Origin of the sequence: Bradyrhizobium sp. Y36, from assembly GCF_002531575.1 — a bacterium.
Taxonomy (GTDB): Bacteria; Pseudomonadota; Alphaproteobacteria; order Rhizobiales; family Xanthobacteraceae; genus Bradyrhizobium.
Genome location: NZ_NWTI01000037.1, coordinates 1 through 22,393, shown reverse-complemented (window position 1 = coordinate 22,393; position 22,393 = coordinate 1). Strand labels below are relative to the sequence as shown.

20 protein-coding genes and 2 pseudogenes are annotated in these 22,393 nt (G+C 64.9%); 18 read left to right on the top strand and 4 right to left on the bottom strand.

The genetic code is table 11. The features are described from left to right. Nucleotides 1-159: 159 nt before the first annotated feature. From CO669_RS34340 to CO669_RS34300, 9 genes and pseudogenes are all read left to right on the top strand, one after another. Nucleotides 160-3,297 carry an efflux RND transporter permease subunit gene (locus CO669_RS34340; RefSeq protein ID WP_097666961.1) on the top strand — a complete coding sequence of 1,046 codons (3,138 nt, stop codon included), beginning with the start codon at nucleotides 160-162 and terminating at the stop codon, nucleotides 3,295-3,297. Between the two features lie 33 nt (nucleotides 3,298-3,330). Next, nucleotides 3,331-3,930: a TetR/AcrR family transcriptional regulator gene (locus CO669_RS34335; protein ID WP_097666959.1), complete on the top strand. Its 600-nt coding sequence runs from the start codon at nucleotides 3,331-3,333 to the stop codon at nucleotides 3,928-3,930. 141 nt (nucleotides 3,931-4,071) lie between these two features. Further along, complete coding sequence (locus CO669_RS34330; protein ID WP_097666989.1) at nucleotides 4,072-4,695, top strand: flavin reductase family protein; 624 nt, start codon at nucleotides 4,072-4,074, stop codon at nucleotides 4,693-4,695. A 298-nt stretch (nucleotides 4,696-4,993) separates the two neighbouring features. Continuing rightward, entirely contained in the window at nucleotides 4,994-7,261 is a 2,268-nt protein-coding gene (locus CO669_RS34325) for an acyl-CoA dehydrogenase (RefSeq protein ID WP_198964410.1), read from the top strand. Further along, a complete protein-coding gene (locus CO669_RS34320; RefSeq protein WP_097666955.1) occupies nucleotides 7,261-8,544 on the top strand; it encodes an acetyl-CoA C-acetyltransferase in 1,284 nt (427 codons plus the stop codon). Before CO669_RS34325 ends, CO669_RS34320 begins: the two co-directional genes overlap by 1 nt. A gap of 2 nt (nucleotides 8,545-8,546) precedes the next feature. Then, nucleotides 8,547-10,643 carry a 3-hydroxyacyl-CoA dehydrogenase NAD-binding domain-containing protein gene (locus CO669_RS34315; protein ID WP_198964409.1) on the top strand — a complete coding sequence of 699 codons (2,097 nt, stop codon included), beginning with the start codon at nucleotides 8,547-8,549 and terminating at the stop codon, nucleotides 10,641-10,643. Nucleotides 10,644-10,699: 56 nt separating this feature from the next. Further along, nucleotides 10,700-11,323, top strand: a pseudogene (locus tag CO669_RS34310) (fatty acid desaturase CarF family protein); the annotation flags it as partial. A gap of 209 nt (nucleotides 11,324-11,532) precedes the next feature. Further along, on the top strand, nucleotides 11,533-11,961 hold the full coding sequence (locus CO669_RS34305; protein ID WP_097666949.1) for an acyl-CoA thioesterase: 429 nt from the start codon (nucleotides 11,533-11,535) through the stop codon (nucleotides 11,959-11,961). Between the two features lie 222 nt (nucleotides 11,962-12,183). Further along, nucleotides 12,184-12,375: a hypothetical protein gene (locus CO669_RS34300; protein ID WP_097666947.1), complete on the top strand. Its 192-nt coding sequence runs from the start codon at nucleotides 12,184-12,186 to the stop codon at nucleotides 12,373-12,375. A gap of 117 nt (nucleotides 12,376-12,492) precedes the next feature. On the opposite strand, the gene CO669_RS34295 is transcribed toward CO669_RS34300, so the two are convergent. Continuing rightward, nucleotides 12,493-12,897 (bottom strand): nuclear transport factor 2 family protein, encoded by a 405-nt coding sequence (locus tag CO669_RS34295; RefSeq protein ID WP_502694552.1) that lies wholly within the window; start codon nucleotides 12,895-12,897, stop codon nucleotides 12,493-12,495. A 163-nt stretch (nucleotides 12,898-13,060) separates the two neighbouring features. After that, entirely contained in the window at nucleotides 13,061-13,510 is a 450-nt protein-coding gene (locus CO669_RS34290; RefSeq protein WP_097666985.1) for a nuclear transport factor 2 family protein, read from the bottom strand. A gap of 154 nt (nucleotides 13,511-13,664) precedes the next feature. Between CO669_RS34290 and CO669_RS34285 the strand changes: the two genes are divergently transcribed. Next, complete coding sequence (locus tag CO669_RS34285) at nucleotides 13,665-14,339, top strand: HAD family hydrolase (RefSeq protein ID WP_097666945.1); 675 nt, start codon at nucleotides 13,665-13,667, stop codon at nucleotides 14,337-14,339. Between the two features lie 91 nt (nucleotides 14,340-14,430). Next, the gene (locus tag CO669_RS34280) at nucleotides 14,431-15,276 is read left to right on the top strand and encodes a DeoR/GlpR family DNA-binding transcription regulator (RefSeq protein WP_097666943.1); all 846 of its coding nucleotides are present in this window, start codon (nucleotides 14,431-14,433) and stop codon (nucleotides 15,274-15,276) included. A 3-nt stretch (nucleotides 15,277-15,279) separates the two neighbouring features. Here the strand turns inward: CO669_RS34280 and CO669_RS34275 are convergent, their stop codons facing one another. Both CO669_RS34275 and CO669_RS34270 read right to left on the bottom strand, forming a co-directional pair. Next, on the bottom strand, nucleotides 15,280-15,705 hold the full coding sequence (locus tag CO669_RS34275) for a type II toxin-antitoxin system VapC family toxin (RefSeq protein ID WP_097666941.1): 426 nt from the start codon (nucleotides 15,703-15,705) through the stop codon (nucleotides 15,280-15,282). Further along, nucleotides 15,702-15,986, bottom strand: a complete 285-nt coding sequence (locus CO669_RS34270) for a type II toxin-antitoxin system Phd/YefM family antitoxin (protein WP_097666940.1) — start codon at nucleotides 15,984-15,986, stop codon at nucleotides 15,702-15,704. The genes CO669_RS34275 and CO669_RS34270 overlap by 4 nt, the downstream gene beginning before the upstream one ends. A gap of 228 nt (nucleotides 15,987-16,214) precedes the next feature. Between CO669_RS34270 and glpD the strand changes: the two genes are divergently transcribed. The 7 genes and pseudogenes from glpD to CO669_RS34235 all read left to right on the top strand — a co-directional run. Further along, nucleotides 16,215-17,765 carry a glycerol-3-phosphate dehydrogenase gene (glpD, locus tag CO669_RS34265; protein WP_097666938.1) on the top strand — a complete coding sequence of 517 codons (1,551 nt, stop codon included), beginning with the start codon at nucleotides 16,215-16,217 and terminating at the stop codon, nucleotides 17,763-17,765. Further along, nucleotides 17,762-18,838 (top strand): ABC transporter ATP-binding protein, encoded by a 1,077-nt coding sequence (locus CO669_RS34260; RefSeq protein WP_097666937.1) that lies wholly within the window; start codon nucleotides 17,762-17,764, stop codon nucleotides 18,836-18,838. The genes glpD and CO669_RS34260 overlap by 4 nt, the downstream gene beginning before the upstream one ends. Before the next feature lie 12 nt (nucleotides 18,839-18,850). Continuing rightward, nucleotides 18,851-19,936 (top strand): ABC transporter ATP-binding protein, encoded by a 1,086-nt coding sequence (locus tag CO669_RS34255; protein ID WP_097666936.1) that lies wholly within the window; start codon nucleotides 18,851-18,853, stop codon nucleotides 19,934-19,936. Continuing rightward, nucleotides 19,936-20,838: a carbohydrate ABC transporter permease gene (locus CO669_RS34250; RefSeq protein WP_097666935.1), complete on the top strand. Its 903-nt coding sequence runs from the start codon at nucleotides 19,936-19,938 to the stop codon at nucleotides 20,836-20,838. The genes CO669_RS34255 and CO669_RS34250 overlap by 1 nt, the downstream gene beginning before the upstream one ends. Then, complete coding sequence (locus CO669_RS34245) at nucleotides 20,838-21,644, top strand: carbohydrate ABC transporter permease (RefSeq protein ID WP_097666933.1); 807 nt, start codon at nucleotides 20,838-20,840, stop codon at nucleotides 21,642-21,644. Before CO669_RS34250 ends, CO669_RS34245 begins: the two co-directional genes overlap by 1 nt. 10 nt (nucleotides 21,645-21,654) lie before the next feature. Beyond that, complete coding sequence (locus CO669_RS34240) at nucleotides 21,655-21,984, top strand: DUF2160 domain-containing protein (protein ID WP_097666932.1); 330 nt, start codon at nucleotides 21,655-21,657, stop codon at nucleotides 21,982-21,984. Nucleotides 21,985-22,114: 130 nt separating this feature from the next. After that, nucleotides 22,115-22,393, top strand: a pseudogene (locus CO669_RS34235) (carbohydrate ABC transporter substrate-binding protein); the annotation flags it as partial.

The window sequence follows — 22,393 nt, the reverse complement described above, 5'->3', positions numbered from 1 at the left end:
CGTGTGAGGTGAGTTTCGGCCTTTGTCCCTAAGCAAAGGCTGAAGCGGCGAAGCGATCCAGAACCTGCCCAGCCCCCTGGATTGCTTCGCTGCCTCGCGACGACGGTTTGAATTGAGCGGCTGACGTTATTGCAACTGGATCGTCTTTCGGAGAGAGCGATGAAGCGCTTCAACCTTTCGGCCTGGGCCGTCAGCCATCCGACGCTGGTTCTCTTCCTGATGCTCATCCTCGGCGTCGCCGGCTTCTTCTCTTACGAGAAGCTCGGCCGCGCCGAGGACCCTTTCTTCACCGTGAAGGTGGTGAACGTCTCCGTGATTTGGCCCGGCGCGACCGCGCAGGAGATGCAGACCCAGGTCGCCGACCCCATCGAGAAGAAGATCCAGGAGCTGCCCTATTTCGAGAAAGTGCAGACCTACTCCAAGCCCGCCTTCACCGCGCTCCAGGTCACCTTCCGCGACAACACCCCGCCGAAGGACGTGCCCTATCTCTTCTATCTCCTGCGCAAGAAGCTGGTCGACGTGCAGGGCCAGTTGCCGTCGGGCATTCTCGGGCCCGTCGTCAACGACGAGTTCTCCGACGTCGATTCCATCCTCTACATGATGACCGGCGACGGCGCCGATTATGCCCAGCTCAAGAAGGTCTCCGAAGGCTTCCGCCAGCGCCTGTTGAAGGTGCCGGGCGTGACCAAGGTCGACGTCTACGGCAACCAGGACGAGCGCATCTTCGTCGAGTTCAGTCACGCCAAGCTCGCCACCCTCGGCATTACGCCGCAGGCGCTGTTCGATTCGCTGGCCAAGCAGAACAACGTGACGCCGGCCGGCACGGTCGAGACCTCCTCGCAGCGCGTGCCGCTGCGCGTCACCGGCGCGCTCGACGGCGCCAAGGCGGTCGCCGAAACGCCGGTCGAGAGCAACGGTCGCGTCTTCCGCTTGGGGGACATCGCCACGGTTACCCACGGCTATGTCGATCCGCCGAGCTTCGTCGTTCGCCAGGAAGGCAAGGCCGCCATCGGCATCGGCGTCGTCACCGCCAAGGGCGCCAACATCCTCGAGCTCGGCAAGGAGGTCGAGAAGGCCACGGCCGAGTTCATGAAGGCCGTGCCGCAGGGCATCGACGTCAGGCTGATCGCCGACCAGCCCAAGGTGGTCGAGCACGCCGTCGGCGAGTTCGTGCACTCCTTCATGGAAGCGCTCGTCATCGTGCTGTTCGTCTCGTTCCTGGCGCTGGGCTGGCGCACCGGCATCGTGGTCGCGCTGTCGGTGCCGCTGGTGCTGGGCATCGTCTTCATCGTCATGAACACGATGTCGCTCGACCTGCACCGCATCACGCTCGGCGCGCTGATCATCGCGCTCGGCCTGCTCGTCGACGACGCCATCATCGCGGTCGAGATGATGGTGGTGAAGATGGAGCAGGGCTGGGACCGCATGCGGGCGGCGTCCTTTGCCTGGGAATCGACTGCGTTTCCGATGCTCACGGGAACGCTGGTCACGGCCGCTGGCTTCCTCCCCATCGGCTTTGCCAATTCCGCGGTCGGCGAATATGCCGGCAGCATCTTCTGGATCGTGGCGATCGCGCTGGTCGCCTCCTGGTTCGTGGCGGTGATCTTCACGCCCTATATCGGCGTCAAGCTGCTGCCGGAGATGAAGGCGCATCACAATCACGATCCGCATGCAGTCTACGAGACCCGCATGTACCGGGGCCTGCGCGCCATCGTGCAATGGTGCGTCAACCACCGCATCACCGTGGTGGCCGCGACCGTCGGCGTCTTCGTCGCCTCGATCGTCGGGTTCGGCCATGTCCAGCAGCAGTTCTTCCCGCTCTCGGAGCGGCCCGAGCTGTTCTTCCAGCTGCGCCTGCCGGAGGGCACCGCCTTCAACGTCACCGAAAAGGCGGTGAAGCAGGCCGAGACGCTGCTCAAGGACGACAAGGACATCGAGACCTACACGTCCTATGTCGGCCAGGGCTCGCCGCGCTTCTGGCTCGGCCTCAATCCGCAACTGCCGAACGAGGCTTTTGCCGAGATCGTCATCGTCGCCAAGGGCGTCGAGGGGCGCGAACGGGTCAAGGCCAAGATCGAGAACGCGGTGGCCCAAGGCATGCTGTCCGAGGCGCGCGTTCGCGTCGACCGCTTCAACTTCGGTCCGCCGGTCGGCTTCCCCGTCCAGTTCCGCGTGATCGGCCCCGATGCCAACACGGTGCGCGAGATCGCCTACCAGGTCCGCGACGTGATGCGGCAGAACAAGAGCGTCAAGGACGTCCAGCTCGACTGGAACGAGCAGTCGCCTTACCTCAAGCTCGTCGTCGATCAGGACCGCGCCCGTGCCATGGGCCTGACCCCGCAGGACGTCTCACAGGCGCTCGCGATGCTGATCTCGGGCTCGCAGGTCACGACCGTGCGCGACGGCATCGAGAAGGTCAGTGTGGTCGCCCGCGCGATCCCGTCCGAGCGTCTCGATCTCGGCGGCGTCGGCGACCTCACCATCACCACGCGCAACGGCGTTGCCGTGCCGCTGCAGCAGATCGCCAAGATCGAGTATGCGCATGAGGAGCCGATCATGTGGCGGCGTAACCGCGACATGGCCATCACCGTGCGCTCCGACGTCGTCGACGGCGTGCAGGCGCCTGACGTGACCAATCAGATCACGCCGAAGCTGAAGGCGATCAAGGATCACCTCGAGCCGGCCTACCGGATCGAGGCGGGCGGCGCCTTCGAGGAATCGGCCAAGGGCAATGCCTCCATCTTCATCCTCTTCCCGGTGATGGTCATGGTGATGCTGACGCTGCTGATGATCCAGCTGCAGAGCTTCTCGCGCCTGATCCTGGTGTTCCTGACCGCGCCGCTCGGCATCGTCGGCGCCTCGCTGGGGCTCAACGTCGCCAATGCCCCGTTCGGCTTCGTGGCGCTGCTCGGCCTGATCGCGCTTGCCGGCATGATCATGCGCAACACCGTCATCCTGGTCGACCAGATCGAGACCGACGTCTCCCACGGCCTGACCCGGCGCGAGGCGATCGTGGAGGCCACCGTCCGCCGCGCCCGCCCCGTCGTGCTGACGGCGCTCGCAGCCATCCTCGCCATGATTCCGCTGTCGCGCTCGGCCTTCTGGGGCCCGATGGCGATCACGATCATGGGAGGCCTGTTCGTCGCGACCTTCCTGACGCTGCTGTACCTGCCGGGTCTCTATGCCCTGTGGTTCAGGAAGAGCCTGGACGAGGCCGGTACCCCCGAGCAGCCTGCCGCGCCGCAGCATGGGAGCGATGACCAGCGCGCAATTCCGCTTGCCGAAGCGGCTGAATAGATGAGAAGACTGCTGACCAGCGAGTCCTGACTGATGGCCCTTATTTCGGAACATATCGAAGTCGACACCCGGGATCGGATCCTCGAGGTGGCCGAGCGGTTGTTCCGCCAGATCGGCTACCAGAAGACGACGGTCGGCGACATCGCCAAGGAGCTCAGGATGAGCCCCGCCAACGTGTATCGCTTCTTCGAATCGAAGAAGGCGATCCACCAGGCGGTGGCGCGGGGCTTGATGGGCGAGGTCGAGCTCGAGGCGCAGCGGATCGTGGCGCGGCCCGGTCCGGTGCCGGAGCGCTTCCGCGAGCTGCTCACCACCATCCACCGCATGAACACCGAGCGCTATGTCGGCGACAACAAGTTGCACGAGATGGTCGAGATCGCGATGCAGGAGGATTGGCAGGTCTGCGTCAACCATATGGAGTGCATCGCCGGCGTTGTCGGCCAGATGATCGCCCAGGGCGTGGCCTCCGGCGAGTTCGAGGCGAGGGACCTCCAGTTGGCCTCGCTGTGCGCCTGCACCGCGATGATGCGCTTCTTCCACCCCCAGATGATCGCCCAGTGCGCCACCAAGCCGGGCCCGACCATCGACCAGATGATCGATTTCGTCATCGCCGGTCTGTCGCCGCGCCACTGACGGGCGGGGAATTTCTCCTATAAGCAGGCCGACGTAGCCCGGATGGAGCGTAGCGCAATCCGGGATGGATCAGCGTTGTGCCCGCGGCCCCGGATCACGCTTCGCTCCATCCGGGCTACCAGGATGAGGAAAGACCCCCGCGTGACCGACAAAGACCTGTACTTCTACGAGCCCTCCAAGGGCCATGGCCTCAAGCACGATCCCTTCAACGCCATCATCGCGCCGCGCCCGATCGGCTGGATCTCCTCCCGCGACACCAAGGGCCACGTCAATCTGGCGCCCTACAGCTTCTTCAATGCGTTCTGCTACGTGCCGCCGATCATCGGCTTTTCCTCCACCAACTGGAAGGACACGGTCGCGAACATCCAGCAGACCGGCGAGTTCGTCTGGAATCTCGCCACGATGGACCTCGCAAAGCACATGAACGCGACCGCCGCGCACGTCGCGCCCGAGGTCGACGAATTCAAGCTTGCGGGCCTGACGGCCGTGCCCGGCAAGCTCGTCAACGTGCCGCGCGTCGGCGAAAGCCCGGTCGCCTTCGAGTGCAAGGTGTCCGACATCGTCCGTCTCAAGGGCGCCGACGGCAAGGAGGCCGATGCCTGGCTCACACTCGGGGAGGTCGTCGCCGTGCACATCGACAAGGCCATGATCAAGGATGGCGTCTACCAGACCGCCGCCGCCCGCCCGATCGTCCGCGCCGGCCGCCGCGGCGACTATTTCGAGATCAAGCCGGAAAACATGTTCGAGATGGTCCGGCCGGATTAGGCCGCCTCCGATCTCTCCGCTGTCATTCCGGGGCGCGCCGTCAGGCGCGAGCCCGGAATCCATTCATCGACCAACGCCGCCGCACGATGGATTCCGGGCTCATGCTTCGCATGCCCCGGAATGACAGTGAGGGGTTGGCGCGACCAATTTCCCCCTCCCGGAACTGCCAGCACGACCCGGCCGTTATGGTCTCGGGGGCGGCCGCCCGGCCGCGTCAATTTTGCAGCCGAAACGTTCACGCACCCCCGGCCACTTCCGCTAAAATGCCCGACAACCGCGCCGATGCATGAGGTCAGCCATGAGCTTCCGCCGCGACACCCTGACAAAGCCGATCTTCTCCTGGGCCCGCGGCGTGCTGCCGGCGATGTCCGACACCGAGCGCGAGGCGCTGGAGGCGGGCGACGTCTGGTGGGACGCCGACCTCTTCACCGGTAACCCCGACTGGTCGAAGCTGCTGAAAATCGCGCCGGCCAAATTGACCGAGGAGGAGCAGGCCTTCCTCGACGGCCCCGTCGACCAGCTCTGCGCCATGCTCGACGAGTGGAAGATCTTTTGGGAATGGCGCGACCTGCCGCACGACGTCTGGCATTTCGTCAAGCGCGAAAAGTTCTTCGGCATGATCATTCCGAAGGAGTTCGGCGGCCTCGGCTTCTCGCCCTATGCGCACTCTGAAGTGGTGCGCAAGATCTCGACCCGCTCGATCGCCGCGGCCGTCACCGTGATGGTGCCGAATTCGCTCGGGCCCGGCGAGCTCCTGATGCGCTTTGGCACGAAGGAGCAGCAGGAGCGCTGGCTGCCCCGCCTCGCCGATGGCCGCGACATTCCCTGCTTCGGTCTCACCAGCCCAGAGGCCGGCTCCGATGCAGCCTCGATGGTCGACACCGGCGTCATCTGCAAGGGCACCTTCGAGGGCCGCGAGGTCATCGGCCTCCGCCTCAACTGGCACAAGCGCTACATCACGCTCGGCCCGGTTGCGACGCTGCTTGGCCTTGCCTTCAAGGCCTATGATCCCGATCACCTCCTCGGTCCCGACGACGAGCTCGGCATCACCGTCGCGCTGATCCCGACCGATCTGCCCGGCGTCGCGATCGGCCAGCGCCATCTGCCGTCGATGCAGGTGTTCCAGAACGGCCCCAATTGGGGGCGCGACGTCTTCATTCCGCTCGACTACGTCATCGGCGGCAAGGAACGCCTCGGGCAGGGCTGGAAGATGCTGATGACCGCGCTCGCCGCCGGCCGCGGCATCTCGCTGCCGTCGCTGTCGGCGGCGGGTGCCGCCTACGCGGCGCGCACCACCGGCGCCTATGCGCGCATCCGCGAGCAGTTCGGCATCTCCATCTCCAAGTTCGAAGGCGTCGAGGAGCCGCTCGCGCGCATCGTTGCGACCGCCTATCAGCTCGATGCGGCGCGCCGGCTGACCTGCGCGGCGCTGAATGCCGGCGTTCACCCCGCCGTCATTTCCGGTATCATGAAGCTGCACGCGACCGAGCGGATGCGCACCGCGGTCGACGACGCCATGGACATTCATGGCGGCAAGGCGGTGATCGACGGCCCGCAGAACTATCTCGGCAATCTGCATCGCGCCGTTCCCGTCGGCATCACGGTGGAAGGCGCCAACATCCTCACCCGCAATCTCATCGTGTTCGGGCAGGGTGCGATCCGTGCGCATCCTTATCTGCTCGACGAGATGAACGCGCTCGCCGACACCGATCGCGAGCGCGGGCTCGCCGCCTTCGACAAGGCGTTCTGGAAACATGTCGGCCACAGCTTCCGCACCCTGTTCCGCGCCTTCGGCCAAAGCTGGACCTTTGGCGCCTTTGCAATGGCGCCGGACGCCGGCGATGCCACGCCATTCTACCGCCAACTCTCGCGCTACTCGGCGGCCTTTGCGCTCTGCGCCGACATGGCGCTGCTCACGCTCGGCGGCGCGCTCAAGCGCAAGGAAATGCTGTCGGCGCGGTTCGGCGACATTCTCTCCGAACTGTACCTGCTCTCGGCTGCGCTGAAACGCTGGCAGGACGAGGGCCGGCAGAAGGAGGATTTTGCGGCGCTCGAATGGTGCATGGCGACCGGCTTCCGGACGATCGAGAACCGGTTCGCCGAAATCCTCGCCAACCTGCCGAACCGCTTCGTCGCTGGCTTGCTCAAGCTCGTGGTTCAGCCGTTCGGCGCGCGCGTGCTCGGCCCCTCCGACCGGGTCGTGCACCAATGCGCGAGCCTGGTGCTTGAGCCGTCGGCGGCGCGCGAGCGTCTCACGCCGGATCTGGCCTACGTCGATGACGACGGCGGCTTTGCCCGGCTGGAGCACGCCTTCAAGCTGGTTACGGCTACGGACGCGATCGCCAAGCGCATGCGTGCCGCGCACATCAGCGACTGGAAGGAGGCGGTCGCCAAGGGCGTGATCACGCAGGCCGAGGGTGAGCAGCTCGCCGCGGCCCGCGAAGCCGTCGCAAAGGTGATCGAGGTCGACGATTTTGCGCCGGAGGCGCTGTCGCCGATTTACAAGAAAACCGGCGACGTGCATCAGTTCTTCCAGGAACTCGGCGAACAGAGGGCGGCGAGCTGATGGCACGACCGGTATTCATCATCGACGGCAGCCGGACGCCGTTCCTGAAAGCGCGTTCGGGGCCGGGACCGTTCACGCCGGTCGATCTTGCCGTGCAATGCGGCCGGCCGCTGCTGGCGCGCCAGCCGTTTTCAGCCACCGAGTTCGACCAGGTCATCCTCGGCTGCGTCAACGTCATCGCCGACGAGATGAACCCGGCCCGCGTCGCCGCGCTCCGGCTCGGCATGGGCGAGGACATGGTCGCCTTCACCGTGCAGATCAATTGCGGCTCGGGCATGCAATCGATCGACACCGCCTATCGCTACATCCGCGAAGGCCATGCCGACATGATCCTGGCCGGCGGCACCGAGGCCTTGAGCCATGCGCCGCTGGTCTGGCCGAATTCGGGGGTGCGCTGGTTCGCAGGCCTTGCCTCCGCCAAGGGCGTGGCCGCAAAGCTCGCCGCCGCGCTCAAGCTGCGTCCGCGCGATCTCAAGCCGATCATCGGTCTCGAGCGCGGGTTGACCGACCCCGTCACCGATCTGAACATGGGCCAGACCGCCGAGGTCGTCGGCCATCTCTTTGGTATCACCCGCGCGCAGGCGGACGCCTATGCCGCCGAAAGCCATCGCCGGCTCGCGCATGCGCAAGGCGCGGGCTTTCTCAAGGGCGAGGTCGAGACCGCCTTCTCCCGCGACGGCAAGTTCTTCGACCATGACGACGGCGTGCGGCCGGACTCCACGGCGGAGACTCTGGCAAAGCTGAAGCCAGTGTTCGAGCGCCCCTGGGGCCAGGTCACCGCCGGCAATTCCTCGCAGATCACCGACGGCGCGTCCTGGGTGATCCTGGCCTCCGACGCCGCGGTCGCGAAGCACAGGCTCACGCCGAAAGCCGCGATCGTCGACAGCCACTGGGCCGCGCTCGATCCCAGCATCATGGGGCTCGGCCCCGTGATGTCGGCGACGCCGCTGCTCCAGCGTAACGGCCTCTCGGTTCAAGACGTCGAGACCTGGGAGCTGAACGAGGCTTTTGCGACGCAGGTGCTCGGCTGTCTGGCCGCCTGGAACGACGACAAATTCTGTCGCGAGATACTGGGCCTCGAGGGGGCGGCCGGCGAGATCGACCGAGAAAAACTCAATGTCGACGGCGGCGCCATCTCACTCGGCCATCCCGTCGGCACCTCCGGCAACCGTATCGTGCTGCATCTCGTCAATGCGATGAAGCGGCTCGGCACGCGACGGGGCGTTGCCACCGAGTGCATCGGCGGCGGGCTCGGCGGCGCCATGCTGATCGAGGCGGTGTGACCATGCAGTCCAGGATCATGACCGCGCTCGGCGACCGTGTCCTCGAGCTCGGACCCAAGCCCGCGACGGACGGTCCGTACAGGCACTTCAAGCTGACGCGCGACGAAGACGGCGTCGCCTGGCTGCTGTTCGACCGCGCCGATGCCAGCGCCAACACGCTGTCCTCCGACGTGATGGAGGAGTTCGATGCCGTGCTCGCGGCGATCGAGACCGAGCGTCCGGCCGGCCTCGTGATCCGCTCCGCAAAGCCATCCGGTTTCATCGCGGGCGCCGATGTCAACGAATTCCGCGGCGTGTTCGATCCCGACATGGTGGAGACGCGCATCCGCGCCGCGCATGCGGTCGTCGACCATCTGGAGGCATTGAAGCTGCCGACCGTCGCGGTGATCCACGGCTTCTGCCTCGGCGGTGGGCTCGAGGTTGCGCTGGCCTGCCAATCGCGCATCGCCATCGATGGTGCGCGCTTCGGCTTCCCGGAGGTGATGCTCGGTCTGCATCCCGGCCTCGGCGGCACCGCGCGCTTCACCGCGCTGGTCAATCCCACCCAGTCGATGGCTTTGATGCTGACCGGCCGCACCATCGATGCACGCCGCGCCAAGTCGCTCGGCCTCGTCGATGCCGTCACCCAGGAGCGCCATGTCAGCGGTGCGGTGAAGGATGCGCTGTTCGGTCGGCTGAAGCGGGCGCGTCCGGGCCTCCTGACGCGCGCGGCCAATTTTGGCCCCGTGCGCGGGCTGCTTGCCAAGCGCATGCGCTCGGAGGCGGCAAAGGCTGCATCGCGCCAGCACTATCCCGCGCCCTACGCGCTGATCGATCTCTGGGAGGCCCATGGCGGCAGCAAGGCCGCGATGCTGAAGGCCGAGCAGGCCTCGTTCGCCAAGCTGATGGTGACGCCGACCGCACAGAACCTGATCCGCGTCTTCTTCCTGCGCGAGCAGATGAAGAAAGCCGCAGGCTCGGGCAACACCATCAAGCATGTCCACGTCATCGGCGCCGGCGCCATGGGCGGCGATATCGCGGCCTGGTGTGCGGGGCAGGGGCTGCGTGTCTCGCTCGCCGACATGAAGGCCGAGCCGATCGCCGGCGCAGTGAAACGCGCTGCCGAGCTCTTTGGCAAGATCATCCGCAAGCCGACCGAAGTGCGCGACGCGCTCGATCGCCTGATCCCGGATATGGACGGCGAGGGTGTCCGCAACGCCGACCTCGTCATCGAGGCGGTGCCGGAAAAGCTGGATCTCAAGCAGAAGGTCTATGCCGGGATCGAGCCGCGGATGAAGCCGGGTGCGATCCTTGCGACCAACACGTCGGGCATCCCGCTACAGGATCTGCGCACCACGCTGGCGCGACCGGAGCGGCTGGTCGGCCTGCATTTCTTCAATCCGGTGTCGCGGCTGCAATTGGTCGAAATCGTCAGTCATGACGGCAACCACCAGCAGGTGCTGAAGGACGCGCTCGCTTTCGTCGGTGCGATCGACCGCCTGCCGCTGGCTGTGAAGAGCTCGCCCGGCTTCCTCGTCAACCGCGCGCTGACGCCCTACATGCTCGAAGCCATGGTGATGCTGGACGAGAAGATCGACCAGCGCCTGATCGACGCGGCGGCCGAGCAGTTCGGCATGCCGATGGGGCCGATCGAGCTCGCCGACCAGGTCGGGCTCGACATCTGCCTCGACGTCGGCGACATGCTGCGCACCAAGTTCGGCGACCTGCTGCCGCCGACCCCGGCCTGGCTGCGCGACAAGGTTGCCAAGGGCGAGCTCGGCCGCAAGAGCGGGAAGGGCTTTTATGCCTGGAAGGACGGCAAGGCGGAGAAGGCGCCGCTGCCCGAGACCGGCCCGCGCGTCACCGACCAGATGATCGATCGCCTGGTGTTGCCGATGTCGAACGTCTGCGTCGCTGCGCTTCGTGAAGGCATTGTCGACGATCCTGATGCGGTCGATGGCGCCATGATCTTCGGCACGGGCTATGCCCCCTTCCGCGGCGGCCCGCTCAACTATGCGCGTACGCGCGGCGTGGAGAATGTCGTGTCCACCCTGCGCGGGCTCGCCGATCGATTCGGCGAACGTTTCGCGCCGGATGCGGGCTGGGACAGTCTGCGATAGGGGCCGTCGGCAAAAGATGCTATCATGGGTGGTGCAGCCCGTGGGGAGCATCGCCGATGCCGACGATCCCGTTCTTCAAGCACGCGACCTTGCGCGAGATCCTCATCACGCGGCTGTGCTGCGGGGCCAATGCCGTCGTGATCCTGGGCTGCGCAGGCTATCTCGTCGGGAATTACCCCGCGGTTGGATTGCGTTGGCCGTGGTGGATCATGGCGCTGCTGGCAGGATATTTCCTCGCCGACCTTTTTTCGGGGCTGGTGCATTGGGTGGTCGACACCTGGCTCGACGAGGAAATGCTCGGCCGCGGCATCGCAATCACGCGCGAGCATCACAGCCACCCCAGCCACGTCCTGCTCTACGGATTCCTCGACCAGGCCTCGCTCGGTGCGGCGCCGAGCGCGGCGGTGGTCGGAGTTGCGTCCGCCGTCACGACGCTGTTTCCGGTTTCCGCGCTCACCTATGCGCTGATGATCGTCTGGTTCGTGATTGCGACCTGCATGCTGTTCGGCATGAGCTTTCACAATCTCGCGCACCGGCAGGTCCGCCCGCTGCCCCTGCGCATGGCGCAACGGCTGCATCTGGTTTGCTCGCCCGAGCATCATTGGTGTCATCACCGTGACCACACCATCCGCTATTGTGTCATCAGCGGCTGGGCCAATTATCCGTGCGACCGCCTCCGGCTCTGGAGCAGGCTGGAATGGCTGGTCACGGCAACGACCGGACGCGCCCCGCGGGCCGACGATGCGGAGTGGCAACGCAAACTGGGCGATGGGGGAATCGTCGTCGCCTCGCCGCGGCCGATCGGATAGCGCAGGCTTTTCTCGTGTCGACGTTGCGCAAGGCGCCGCGGCTTTGTATCCAGAGCCCAGAGTCGCGGGAGATCAACGATATGACCGGCACGCACGTCCACACCCCTGTCAGCGGCCCCGGGCCGAGCGGCGATCTCTGCATCCGCACGCTGGCGATGCCCGCCGACACCAACGCCAACGGTGACATCTTCGGCGGCTGGCTGCTGAGCCAGATGGATGTCGGCGGCGGTGTGTTTGCCTCGAAGGTCGCGAAGTCGCGGACCGTGACGGTCGCGATCGAGGCGATGAATTTTCGCAAAGCGGTCTATGTCGGCGATCTCGTGTCGGTCTACGCCAATCTCGTGCGGGTGGGCCGCACCTCGCTCACCGTGCATCTGGAAGCGTGGGCGCTGCGTCGCGGGGAGGAGCACCCGTTTCTCGTCACCGACGGCAACTTCACCTATGTCTCGATCGACGAGCACGGCCGCCCGCAGGAAGTTCGTTCCACCGCCGCGCCCATTGCGACGTAATCGCGCGCGGCGCTCCGTCTCATCTCACGTAATCTTGCGGCCCATGAAACGCGGCGCTGATGGGTCAACGCGTCGCGGGTTTGCCAAGAACGGGTCATAAAACGGATTTGGTCCGGGCGTACTCAATTGCACGTCGATTCGGGGTGGAAACCGGTTGATTTGCCCTCAGGAACCTTTGGGCAGAGATGCCGTTATTTGCCCGCACTGAGGAATCTACGGGCCATGCCGGACAGCTACATCATCGAAGTGAATTCACAGACCGCGGGCATCGTCGTCCGCGGCCACGGGGGCTACTGCTTTTTCGCCTCATCCCACCAGTTCAATCGCCTCGAAGGCCAGCTCTTTCGCAACGCCCGCGAAGCCGAACGTGCTGCGCGCAAGCTGGTCAACGGCGATGTGAAGGAAGCGGCATAAGCGCCGTCATTCCGGGGCGCGCAGAGCGCGAGCCCGGATTCCGCTAGTCGGCAATTTCTGCAGCGTGATGGATTCCGGGCCCGCCCTTTTCGGCGCGTCCCGGACTGAAATCGTTGATCACAATTTCGTCGCGGAGCGCGACAGCAGCTTCCACTCGTCGCCCTGCTTCAGCCAGTTCATCAGGATGTGAAGGCTGTTTGCCACTTTCTGCCCGCCGGTCATCATCTCGGCCATCCAGTGGAAGCGCACGACCGCGGCGGGACCGACGATCTTGATGGTCGGGTCCTTGTAGGCAATCGACAGGAATTCGGTCTTGCCGTCGGTGGCGTTGGCGATGAAGGCCGCCTTGTCCTCGAGGAAGCCGTTGGAATGGCTGTAGCTCAGATCGTCCGCGCACAATTCGCCGAGCGCCTTCGGATCGGCCGCGATCTGGGCGAGGCGAAATGCCTCGACGTTCTTTGCCACCGCCTCGTGGTCCGTCGTGGCAGCATGATCGCGATTCAGTGTCATCATATGCTCCATCTGCCTCTTCCTTCTCCCGTCGTGGGAGAAGGTGGCGCGAAGCGCCGGACGAGGGGTTGTCTCCGCTGGCGAAACTGATTGTGAGGATGGCGACCCCTCACCCGTCTCGCCGCTATCGCGGTGAGCCGCCCTCTTCCACAAGGGGAGAGGGCGAGCAGGTGCATCACAGCTTGGTCGCGGCCCGCGACAGCAGCTTCCACTCGTCGCCCTGCTTCTGCCAGTTCATCAGGATGTGAAGATTGGTCGGCACTTTCTTCCCATCGGCCGCCATCTCCTGTTCCGCGACCCAGTGGAAGCGCACGATCGCGGCGGGGCCGACGACCTTGATGGTCGGGTCCTTGTAGTCGATCGACAGGAATTTTGATTTGCCGTCGGTGGCGTTGGTGATGAAGGTCGCCTTGTCCTCGACCTTGCCGCTGGAGTGGCTGTAGCTCAGATCGTCCCAGCACAGCGCGCCGAGCGCCTTGGGATCGGCCGCGATCTGGGCGAGGCGGAAGGCCTCGACCTTTTTCGCCACCGCCTCTTCGTCTGCCGAGGCGGCAAGCGCCGGTGCAGAGAGCGCAAGCGCGGAGACAGCCAGAGTCGAAAGGGCCAGGTCGCGTCGGTTGATCATCGTTTCCTCCTTTTTGATCTTGCAATGAGTGTTGCAGCCGCGCACGACTTTGTCGAGTGGCGCATTGTCGTCATGTTCATGCGTCATTGCGCGTGAGAGACCGTATTGATACGTCTTTCGCATTGATGCATCGCGGATTTGGGAAAGTAGGGAAATGATCCAGGCAATCGGCAGGGCCTTGTTGTTCGACATCGACGGCACGCTCGCCAACACCGACCCGTTGCATCTCAAGGCCTTCAACCAGGTGCTGGGTCCCCGTGGCCATGTGTTCGACCACGCGCGCTTCTCCAGGGAGCTGCAGGGCTTCGCCAATGTCTCGATCGGCGAGCGCTTTTTGCCCGACGAAACGCCGGCGCGGCGTGCCGAGATCCTCGACGAGAAAGAAGCGGTTTTCCGAACGCTCGTGGCCGGGCAGATCGAGCCGTTGCCGGGGCTGATGGCGCTGCTCGACCGCGCGGATGCGGCCGGCGTTCCCATGGTCGCCGTGACCAACGCGCCGCGTCTCAACGCCGAGCTGCTGCTGGCGGGGCTCGGCATCACCGAACGGTTCAAGGCGATCGTGATCGGCGACGAGCTGGCTTACGGCAAACCGCACCCGCTGCCGTATCAGGAGGGGCTGCGCTTCGTCGGCGGCAGTGCTGCGGCCTCGGTCGCTTTCGAGGATTCGCGCTCCGGCGTGCAGTCGGCCGCCGCCGCCGGCATTCCGACGATCGGAATCCGGACCAGCCTCAGCCATGACGATCTGATCGGTGCCGGCGCCGTCGGCTCTGCAAGCGCGTTCGACGATCCGGACCTGCTCACGCGCCTGGCCGCCGCCATGGCCTGGTGAGCGCGCCCATCCGTTAACCGTGATCGGCGCGCGCATTGACCGAAGACGCGAACCGCCGCACCATGCGTCCTCCTGATTTGAGGCCTTTGCCGTGACCGGACTGACCCATCGCCAAGCCGAAATCCTCAACATCGCGCGGGCCTCGGGCCGGGTCATGGTCGAGGAGCTCGCGCGCCGCTTCGAAGTCTCCGCGCAGACCATCCGCAAGGATCTCAACGACCTCTGCGAGCGGAGGTCGCTCACCCGCATCCATGGCGGCGCCATCATCGCCTCCGGGGTCGAAAACCTCGCCTATGAGGCGAGGCGCTTCGTCGCCGCCGACGAGAAGAAGGCGATCGGAGCTGCCGCCGCATCCCTGATCCCGAACGGCTGTTCGCTCTTCATCAACATCGGCACCACGACCGAGGAGGTCGCGAGCGCACTGACCTCGCACGAGGATCTCCTCGTCATCACCAACAATCTCAACGTCGCGATGCTGCTCTACCGTCATCCCCGCATCGAGGTGGTGGTCGCCGGCGGCACGGTTCGGCGCGCCGACGGCGCGGTGGTCGGCTCGACCGCGACGCAGCTGATTGGCCAGTTCAAGGTCGACTACGCCATCATCGGCGCCTCCGCGATCGACGAAGAGGGCGCGTTGCTCGACTTCGATTACCGCGAGGTGCAGGTCGCGCAGGCCATCATCGCCAATGCCCGCACCGTCATGCTGGTCGCTGATTCCACCAAGCTGCGCCGCAGCGCACCGGTCCGCATCGCCCACATCACCCAGATCCAGACCTTCGTCACCGACCAGGAGCTGCCCGAGCGCCTCGCCACGATCTGTCACAGCAAGGGCATCGAGGTGATGGCGGCGATGCCAAAGGGGGATGGAGACGATGACGCGCCGGCAGATAGCCAGGATGCAGCACCGGAAGCCACACCGGTGGTGCGGCTGCGATAGGGCTCAAGCGTCGTCCCATGGGTTGAGCAACGCGACACCACACGCCGCAAAATCCTTCACATTGCGTGTGACGAGCGTGAGGCCATGCGCGAGGGCGGTCGCCGCAAAGAACCCGTCCATCACAGACAATGGGGTGCCGCTCCTGCGGCTTTGGGCCATCAGGTCGCCCCAGCGCTCCGCCACCGCGTGGTCTATCGGCAAGACACGTTCGGCAAACCGCGCCGGGAGATCATGCTCAAGCCATGCGGCCAGCGCCGTGCGACGGCGGCCATTTTCCAGCAATGCGATGCCGCGACGAAGCTCCGCGATCGACGCAACACTGATGAACGCACGATCTTCGTCGATCGTATGAAGCCACGCCAAGACCTGTGGTGAGGGCGTCGGCCGCTGGACCTCGGACAGCACGTTGGTGTCGAGCAGCAGGTTCACGGCATCTCATCGCGTGGCGCGTCGCGCACCCGCTCTAGCTCGAGCTCAGCGCCGCGCAACGGCGAGGCCAACAGGAATTCAGCCAACGTGCCTCTGCGTGCGGTCTTGCGCGCCCATTCCTCGGCGGAGACCACCACGGCATTGGGTTTGCCGTGCCGGGTGATCACCTGCGGGCCGGCTTGAGCGCGATCGATCACCTCGGATAGCCGCGCCTTCGCGTTGGCCAGCGTCCAGGTGTCATCAGCGGGAAGCGTATCAGGTGCAACATTGCGATCGGGCATGCGTAAAACCAATATGACTATTATGACTATATCTCTACTGAGCAGACTATTCAACCGACGCATTGCCTCTCAAATTGCCGGCTGAACTGCTCGTTTCCTCATCGAGCTGCTCCCCAAAAAGTTCCTCTTTCACTTCCTTTCGCCTATCTTTCATCTTGCTTTCGTTTTTTGGTGTGATCTAATCAAAAACGAAAGTAGCCGCACGAAGGAACGGGCGGCCGTCGGGGGATGCGTCTGTTGGAGCGTATTTTCGACCTCGCCATCATCGGAGGCGGTGTTAACGGTTGCGGTATCGCGCGTGACGCGGTGGGCCGCGGCAATACCGTTTTCCTGTGTGAAATGAACGATCTGGCGAGCGGGACCTCATCCTGGTCGACCAAGTTGGTGCATGGCGGCCTGCGCTATCTCGAATATTACGAGTTTCGGCTGGTCCGCGAGGCGTTGATCGAGCGCGAGATTCTCTGGGGCATCGCGCCCCACATCATCCGCCCCTTGCGTTTCGTTCTGCCGCACCATGCTGGCCTGCGGCCCGCCTGGCTGCTGCGGCTCGGCCTCTTCCTCTACGATCACATCGGCGGCCGGCATCTGCTGCCCGCCACCCGCTCGGTCGATCTCAGGCGCGACGAGGTCGGCAAGCCGCTGATTCCGAATCGCTACAGCCGCGCCTTCGAATATTCCGACTGTTTCGTCGACGACGCTCGTCTCGTCGTCCTCAATGCGCGCGATGCCGCCGACAAGGGCGCCGAGATTCGCACCCGCACCCGTGCAACGGATATCAAGCAGTCCGACGGCCTCTGGACCGTCGACATGGTCAACACGCTGACGGGGGAGCGCTCGTCGATCCAGGCGAAGGCTCTGGTCAATGCCGGCGGCCCCTGGGTCGAGGACGTGCTCGGCCGCGGCGCCGGCGTCAATGCGAAAGCCAAGGTGCGTCTGGTGCAGGGCTCGCACATCGTGGTCAGGAAGCTGTACGACCACGACCGCGCCTACATGTTCCAGAATGCCGACGGCCGCATCATTTTCGTGATCCCGTATCAGGACGATTTCACCCTGATCGGCACCACCGATCGCGACTATGACGGCGACCCCGCCAAGGTGAAGGCAACGCCGGAAGAGATTCAATATCTCTGTACGGCCGCGAGCGAATATCTGGCCAAGCCCGTGAAGCCGGACGATGTGGTCTGGACCTATTCCGGCGTGCGTCCGCTCTACGACGACGGCGCCAGCGAAGCCAAGGCCGCCACCCGCGACTACGTGTTCGAGCTCGATACGCCCGGCGGCGTGCCGCTGCTGTCGATCTATGGCGGCAAGATCACGACCTATCGCCGCCTCGCCGAGGAGGCGCTGGAGCGGCTCGCGCCCTATCTTCGCAGCGCGAAGGCGCGCGAGGGCTGGACCGGAAAATGGCCGCTGCCCGGCGGCGACATGAGTGTCTCCGACATCGACGGGCTGATTGCCGAGCTGCAGCGCGGCTATCCCTTCCTCACGCACGAGCATGCAAGGCGGCTCGCGCGTGCCTACGGCACGAGGGCCGTCAAGCTGCTGGGCGATGCGAAATCGGCAGCTGATCTCGGTCAGGCCTTCGGGGCGACGCTGACCGAGCGCGAGCTCCGCTACCTCATGGCCAATGAATGGGCCGTCACCGCCGAGGACGTGGTCTGGCGCCGCTCCAAGCTCGGCCTGCGACTATCTGCCGACGAGATCTCTGCCTTGGACGACTGGATCAGGACCCACGCTGTGTCGCAAAGTCCCCTGCTGGAAGCGGGAGGACGCGCATGACCGTGACACTCGACCACGTGACCCGGACCGTCGAGGGTGTCGCGCACATCCGCGACGTCTCGTTGACGCTCGAGAGCGGCACGCTGAACGTGCTGCTCGGACCGACGCTGTCGGGCAAGACATCGATCATGCGGTTGCTCGCCGGCCTCGACAAGCCGACCAGTGGCAAGGTGGTGGTGAACGGCAAGGACGTCACCGGCGCCGACGTGCGCCAGCGTTCGGTCGCGATGGTCTACCAGCAGTTCATCAACTATCCCTCGCTCACGGTCTACGAGAACATCGCTTCGCCCCTGCGCGTGCAGGGCAAGCCGCGCGACGAAATCGAGGCGCGCGTCGCTGAGGCCGCAAAACTGCTGCGGCTCGAGCCGTTCCTTAAGCGCACGCCGCTCCATCTCTCCGGCGGCCAGCAGCAGCGCACTGCGATCGCGCGGGCGCTGGTCAAGGGCGCCGATCTCGTGCTGCTCGACGAGCCGCTCGCCAATCTCGACTACAAGCTGCGTGAGGAATTGCGTGCCGAGCTGCCCCGCATCTTCGAGGCTTCGGGCGCGATCTTCGTCTATGCCACCACCGAGCCGACCGAGGCTCTGCTGCTCGGCGGCAATACGGTCTGCATGTGGGAAGGCCAGGCGCTGCAGATGGGCGAGACCGCCAACGTCTACCGGCGGCCGCAGACCTTGCGTGTGGCGCAGGTGTTCTCCGATCCGCCGCTCAACCTCGTCGGCATCGAGAAGAAGAACGGCTCGGTGCAATATGCCGGCGGTACGGCGTCGCCTGCCTCCGGTCTTTATGCGGGCCTTGCCGACGGCGCCTATCGCGTCGGCTTCCGCGCACATCAGCTCGCGCTCGCCAACGGCGAGGCCGACCGTCACGCCTTCCATGCCACTGTCACGGTGACCGAGATCACCGGTTCGGAGAGTTTCGTGCATTTGACCCGCGACGGATCGAACTGGGTGGCGGTGCTGCACGGCGTGCACGAGTTCGAGCCCGGCCAGACGCTGGATGCCGTGCTCGATCCCAATGACGTCTTCGTGTTCGACGCGGCCGACCGTCTGGTCGCCGCTCCCGGATCTTGAGGGGAGCGCGCCATGGCCCGCATTGACCTCGTCGATCTCGCCCATTCCTACGGCGGCAACGACGCGCCGCAGGAAAGCTTTGCCCTGAAGCCCGTGACCATGACCTGGCGGCAGGGCGGCGCCTATGCGCTGCTCGGCCCGTCGGGCTGCGGCAAGACCACGCTGCTCAACGTCATCTCCGGCATCATCACGCCGTCGCGGGGGAAAATCCTGTTCGACGGCACGGACATCACACCGCTGTCGACCCAGAAGCGCAACATCGCCCAGGTGTTCCAGTTTCCGGTGATCTACGACACCATGACGGTCGGACAGAACCTGGCGTTTCCGCTCAAGAACCGCGGCGTGCCGAAGGCCGAGATCGACAAGCGCGTTGCCGAGATCGGCCGCCTGCTCGATCTCGAACCCTATCTGAACCGCAAGGCGACGCGCCTGACCGCCGACGCCAAGCAGAAGATCTCGCTCGGCCGCGGCCTCGTCCGCTCGGACGTCGCCGCCGTGCTGTTCGACGAGCCGCTGACGGTGATCGATCCCGAGCTGAAATGGCAGCTGCGCTCGAAGCTGAAGGCGCTGCATCGCGAGCTCGACCTCACGATGATCTACGTCACCCACGACCAGACCGAGGCGCTGACCTTCGCCGACACCGTCGTCGTCATGCATGACGGCCGTGTCGTGCAGAGCGGCACCCCGGCCGAGCTGTTCGACAAGCCGGCGCATACCTTCGTCGGCTATTTCATCGGTTCGCCCGGCATGAATATCCTGCCGGCGGAGGTGAGGGGGCGTGAGGCGCGCATCGGCGGCCACGTCATCGCACTCAACCGCGCCTACGACAATCTGCCAGCGGGAGCCAAGATCGAGATCGGTGTCCGTCCCGAATTCGTCGAGGTGGTCGCGCCAGCGCCCGGCCTGCTCACGGCGAAGATCGAGCGTCTGGACGATCTCGGCCGCATCCGGTTTGCGCGGGCACGCCTTGGCGATGCCAAGCTTGCCGCGCGCGCGCCGGCTGGCTTCACCAGCGCGGACGGCACGGCCGGACTGAAGTTCGACCCGTCCCACGTCCACGTCTATGCCGACAGCCTTCTGGTGGAGGGAGCCGCCTGATGGATAAGACCGTCAACCAAAAAGCCTGGTTCCTGGTGCTGCCGGTGTTCCTGGTCGTCGCCTTCTCGGCAGTGCTGCCGCTGATGACGGTGGTGAACTATTCGATGCAGGATACCTTCGGCAACAACCAGTTCTTCTGGAACGGCGTCGGCTGGTTCAAGGAATTGCTCGATCCCTCGACCGATCTCGGCGGTCGCTTCCTGGCTTCGCTCGGCCGCAACCTTTTCTTCTCGCTGGTGATCCTCGCCATCGAGGTGCCGCTCGGCATCGTCGTTGCACTGTCGATGCCGCGCGAGGGCTGGACGGTGGCGGCCTGCCTCGTCATTCTCGCGCTGCCGCTGCTCATTCCGTGGAACGTGGTCGGCACGATCTGGCAGATCTTCGGACGTCCCGACATCGGCCTGCTCGGCTACGCCCTCAATGCCGCCGGCATCGACTACAATTACGTCTCCAACGACATCGATGCCTGGGTCACCGTCATCGTGATGGACGTCTGGCACTGGACCAGCCTCGTCGCGCTGCTCTGCTATGCCGGCCTGAAGTCGATCCCCGAAGCCTATTACCAGGCGGCGCAAATCGACGGCGCTTCGCGCTGGGCGGTGTTCAAGGCAATCCAGCTGCCGAAGATGAACCGCGTGCTGCTGATCGCGGTGTTGCTGCGCTTCATGGACAGTTTCATGATCTACACCGAGCCGTTCGTCGTTACCGGCGGCGGACCCGGCAACTCCACGACCTTCGTGTCGATCGAGCTCGTCAAGATTGCGCTCGGCCAGTTCGACCTCGGCAAGGCCGCGGCGCTGTCGCTGGTCTACAATCTGATCATCCTGATCGTCTGCTGGATCTTCTACACCGTCATGACCAATGCTGGCGCAGAGCGGAAGCCCCAGGAAGGAGCCGTGTGATGCACTCGATTCCCGGCCGCCGCCTCATCATGGGGCTGTTCCTGATCTTCTTGCTGCTGCCGATCTACTGGCTCGTCAATATGAGCTTCAAGACCAACAGCGAGATCGTCTCGACGATGACGCTGTGGCCGCACACGCCGACGCTGCAGCACTACAAGCGCATCTTCACCGACGAAAGCTGGTATTCCGGCTACATCAATTCGCTGGAATACGTCGTTCTCAACACCATCATCTCGATCTCGGTGGCGCTGCCGGCGGCCTACGCGTTCTCGCGTTACCGCTTCCTCGGCGACAAGCACCTGTTCTTCTGGCTGCTGTCGAACCGCATGGCGCCGGCCGCGGTCTACGCGCTGCCGTTCTTCAACCTCTATTCGGCGATCGGTCTGTTCGATACGCCGTGGGCCGTCGCGCTCGCTCATTGCATCTTCAACGTGCCGCTGGCGGTTTGGATCCTCGAAGGCTTCGTCTCCGGCGTGCCGCGCGAGATCGACGAAACCGCCTTCCTCGACGGCTATTCCTTCCCGCGCTTCTTCATCAAGATCCTGGTGCCGCTGATCGCGAGCGGCATCGGCGTCGCCGCGTTCTTCTGCTTCATGTTCTCCTGGGTCGAGCTCTTGCTCGCGCGCACGCTGACCTCGGTGTCGGCAAAGCCCATCGCCGCGATCATGACGCGCACGGTGTCGGCGTCGGGCATGGACTGGGGCCTGCTGGCCGCCGCCGGCGTGCTCACCATCATTCCGGGCGCGCTCGTGATCTGGTTCGTCCGCAACTACATCGCGCGCGGCTTCGCGCTCGGTCGCGTGTAAGGAGGCATCAATGGACTCCATCGCATGGATGGCCTGGACGCTGCCGACGGCGATCTTCTTCGCCGCGCTGGCCTGCACGCTGGCCGTGATGACCTGGCTTGCGGCGGTCTATCCCGAGGCCGAGCGCGTCGGCGTGCTCCGTATTCCGACCACGCGCGGCGACCGCCTGTTCATCTCGCTGATATCGGCGGCCGTCATCCACCTTCTCTGGATCGGTTTCTTCGGTACCGATGCGATCGCCTCGCTGCCGATCGGCGAGGACGGCGTCGAGATCTCGCGCCTGTGGCTCGCGAGTGGAATTTCGCTGGTGACGGCCGTGCTCATTTTCCGCACGGTCTGAAGCTGGCGAAGGGACGGCCAGATCCGGGGGCAATCCGGGTCTGTATAAAAGTTTGTCGCTGCAACGGAGGAACAACATGCGACAGTTCAGGAGAAGGAAACGTCCATTGACCAAGAGCAGTTTTATGACGATGTCCAGCGCCGCCGCGCTTCTGGCGGTGTCGTTAGCCGTCTCGGCGCCGGTCCGCGCCGCCGACGATGCCGTGATCCAGAAGTGGATCACCGAATTCCAGCCCTCGACGCTGTCGAAGGACGACCAGAAGAAGGAGCTGGAGTGGTTCGCCAAGGCCGCCGAGCCCTTCAAGGGCATGGAGATCAACATCGTCTCCGAGACCATCGCGACCCACGAATACGAATCGCAGACGCTGGCCAAGGCGTTCTCCGAGCTCACCGGGATCAAGCTCAAGCAC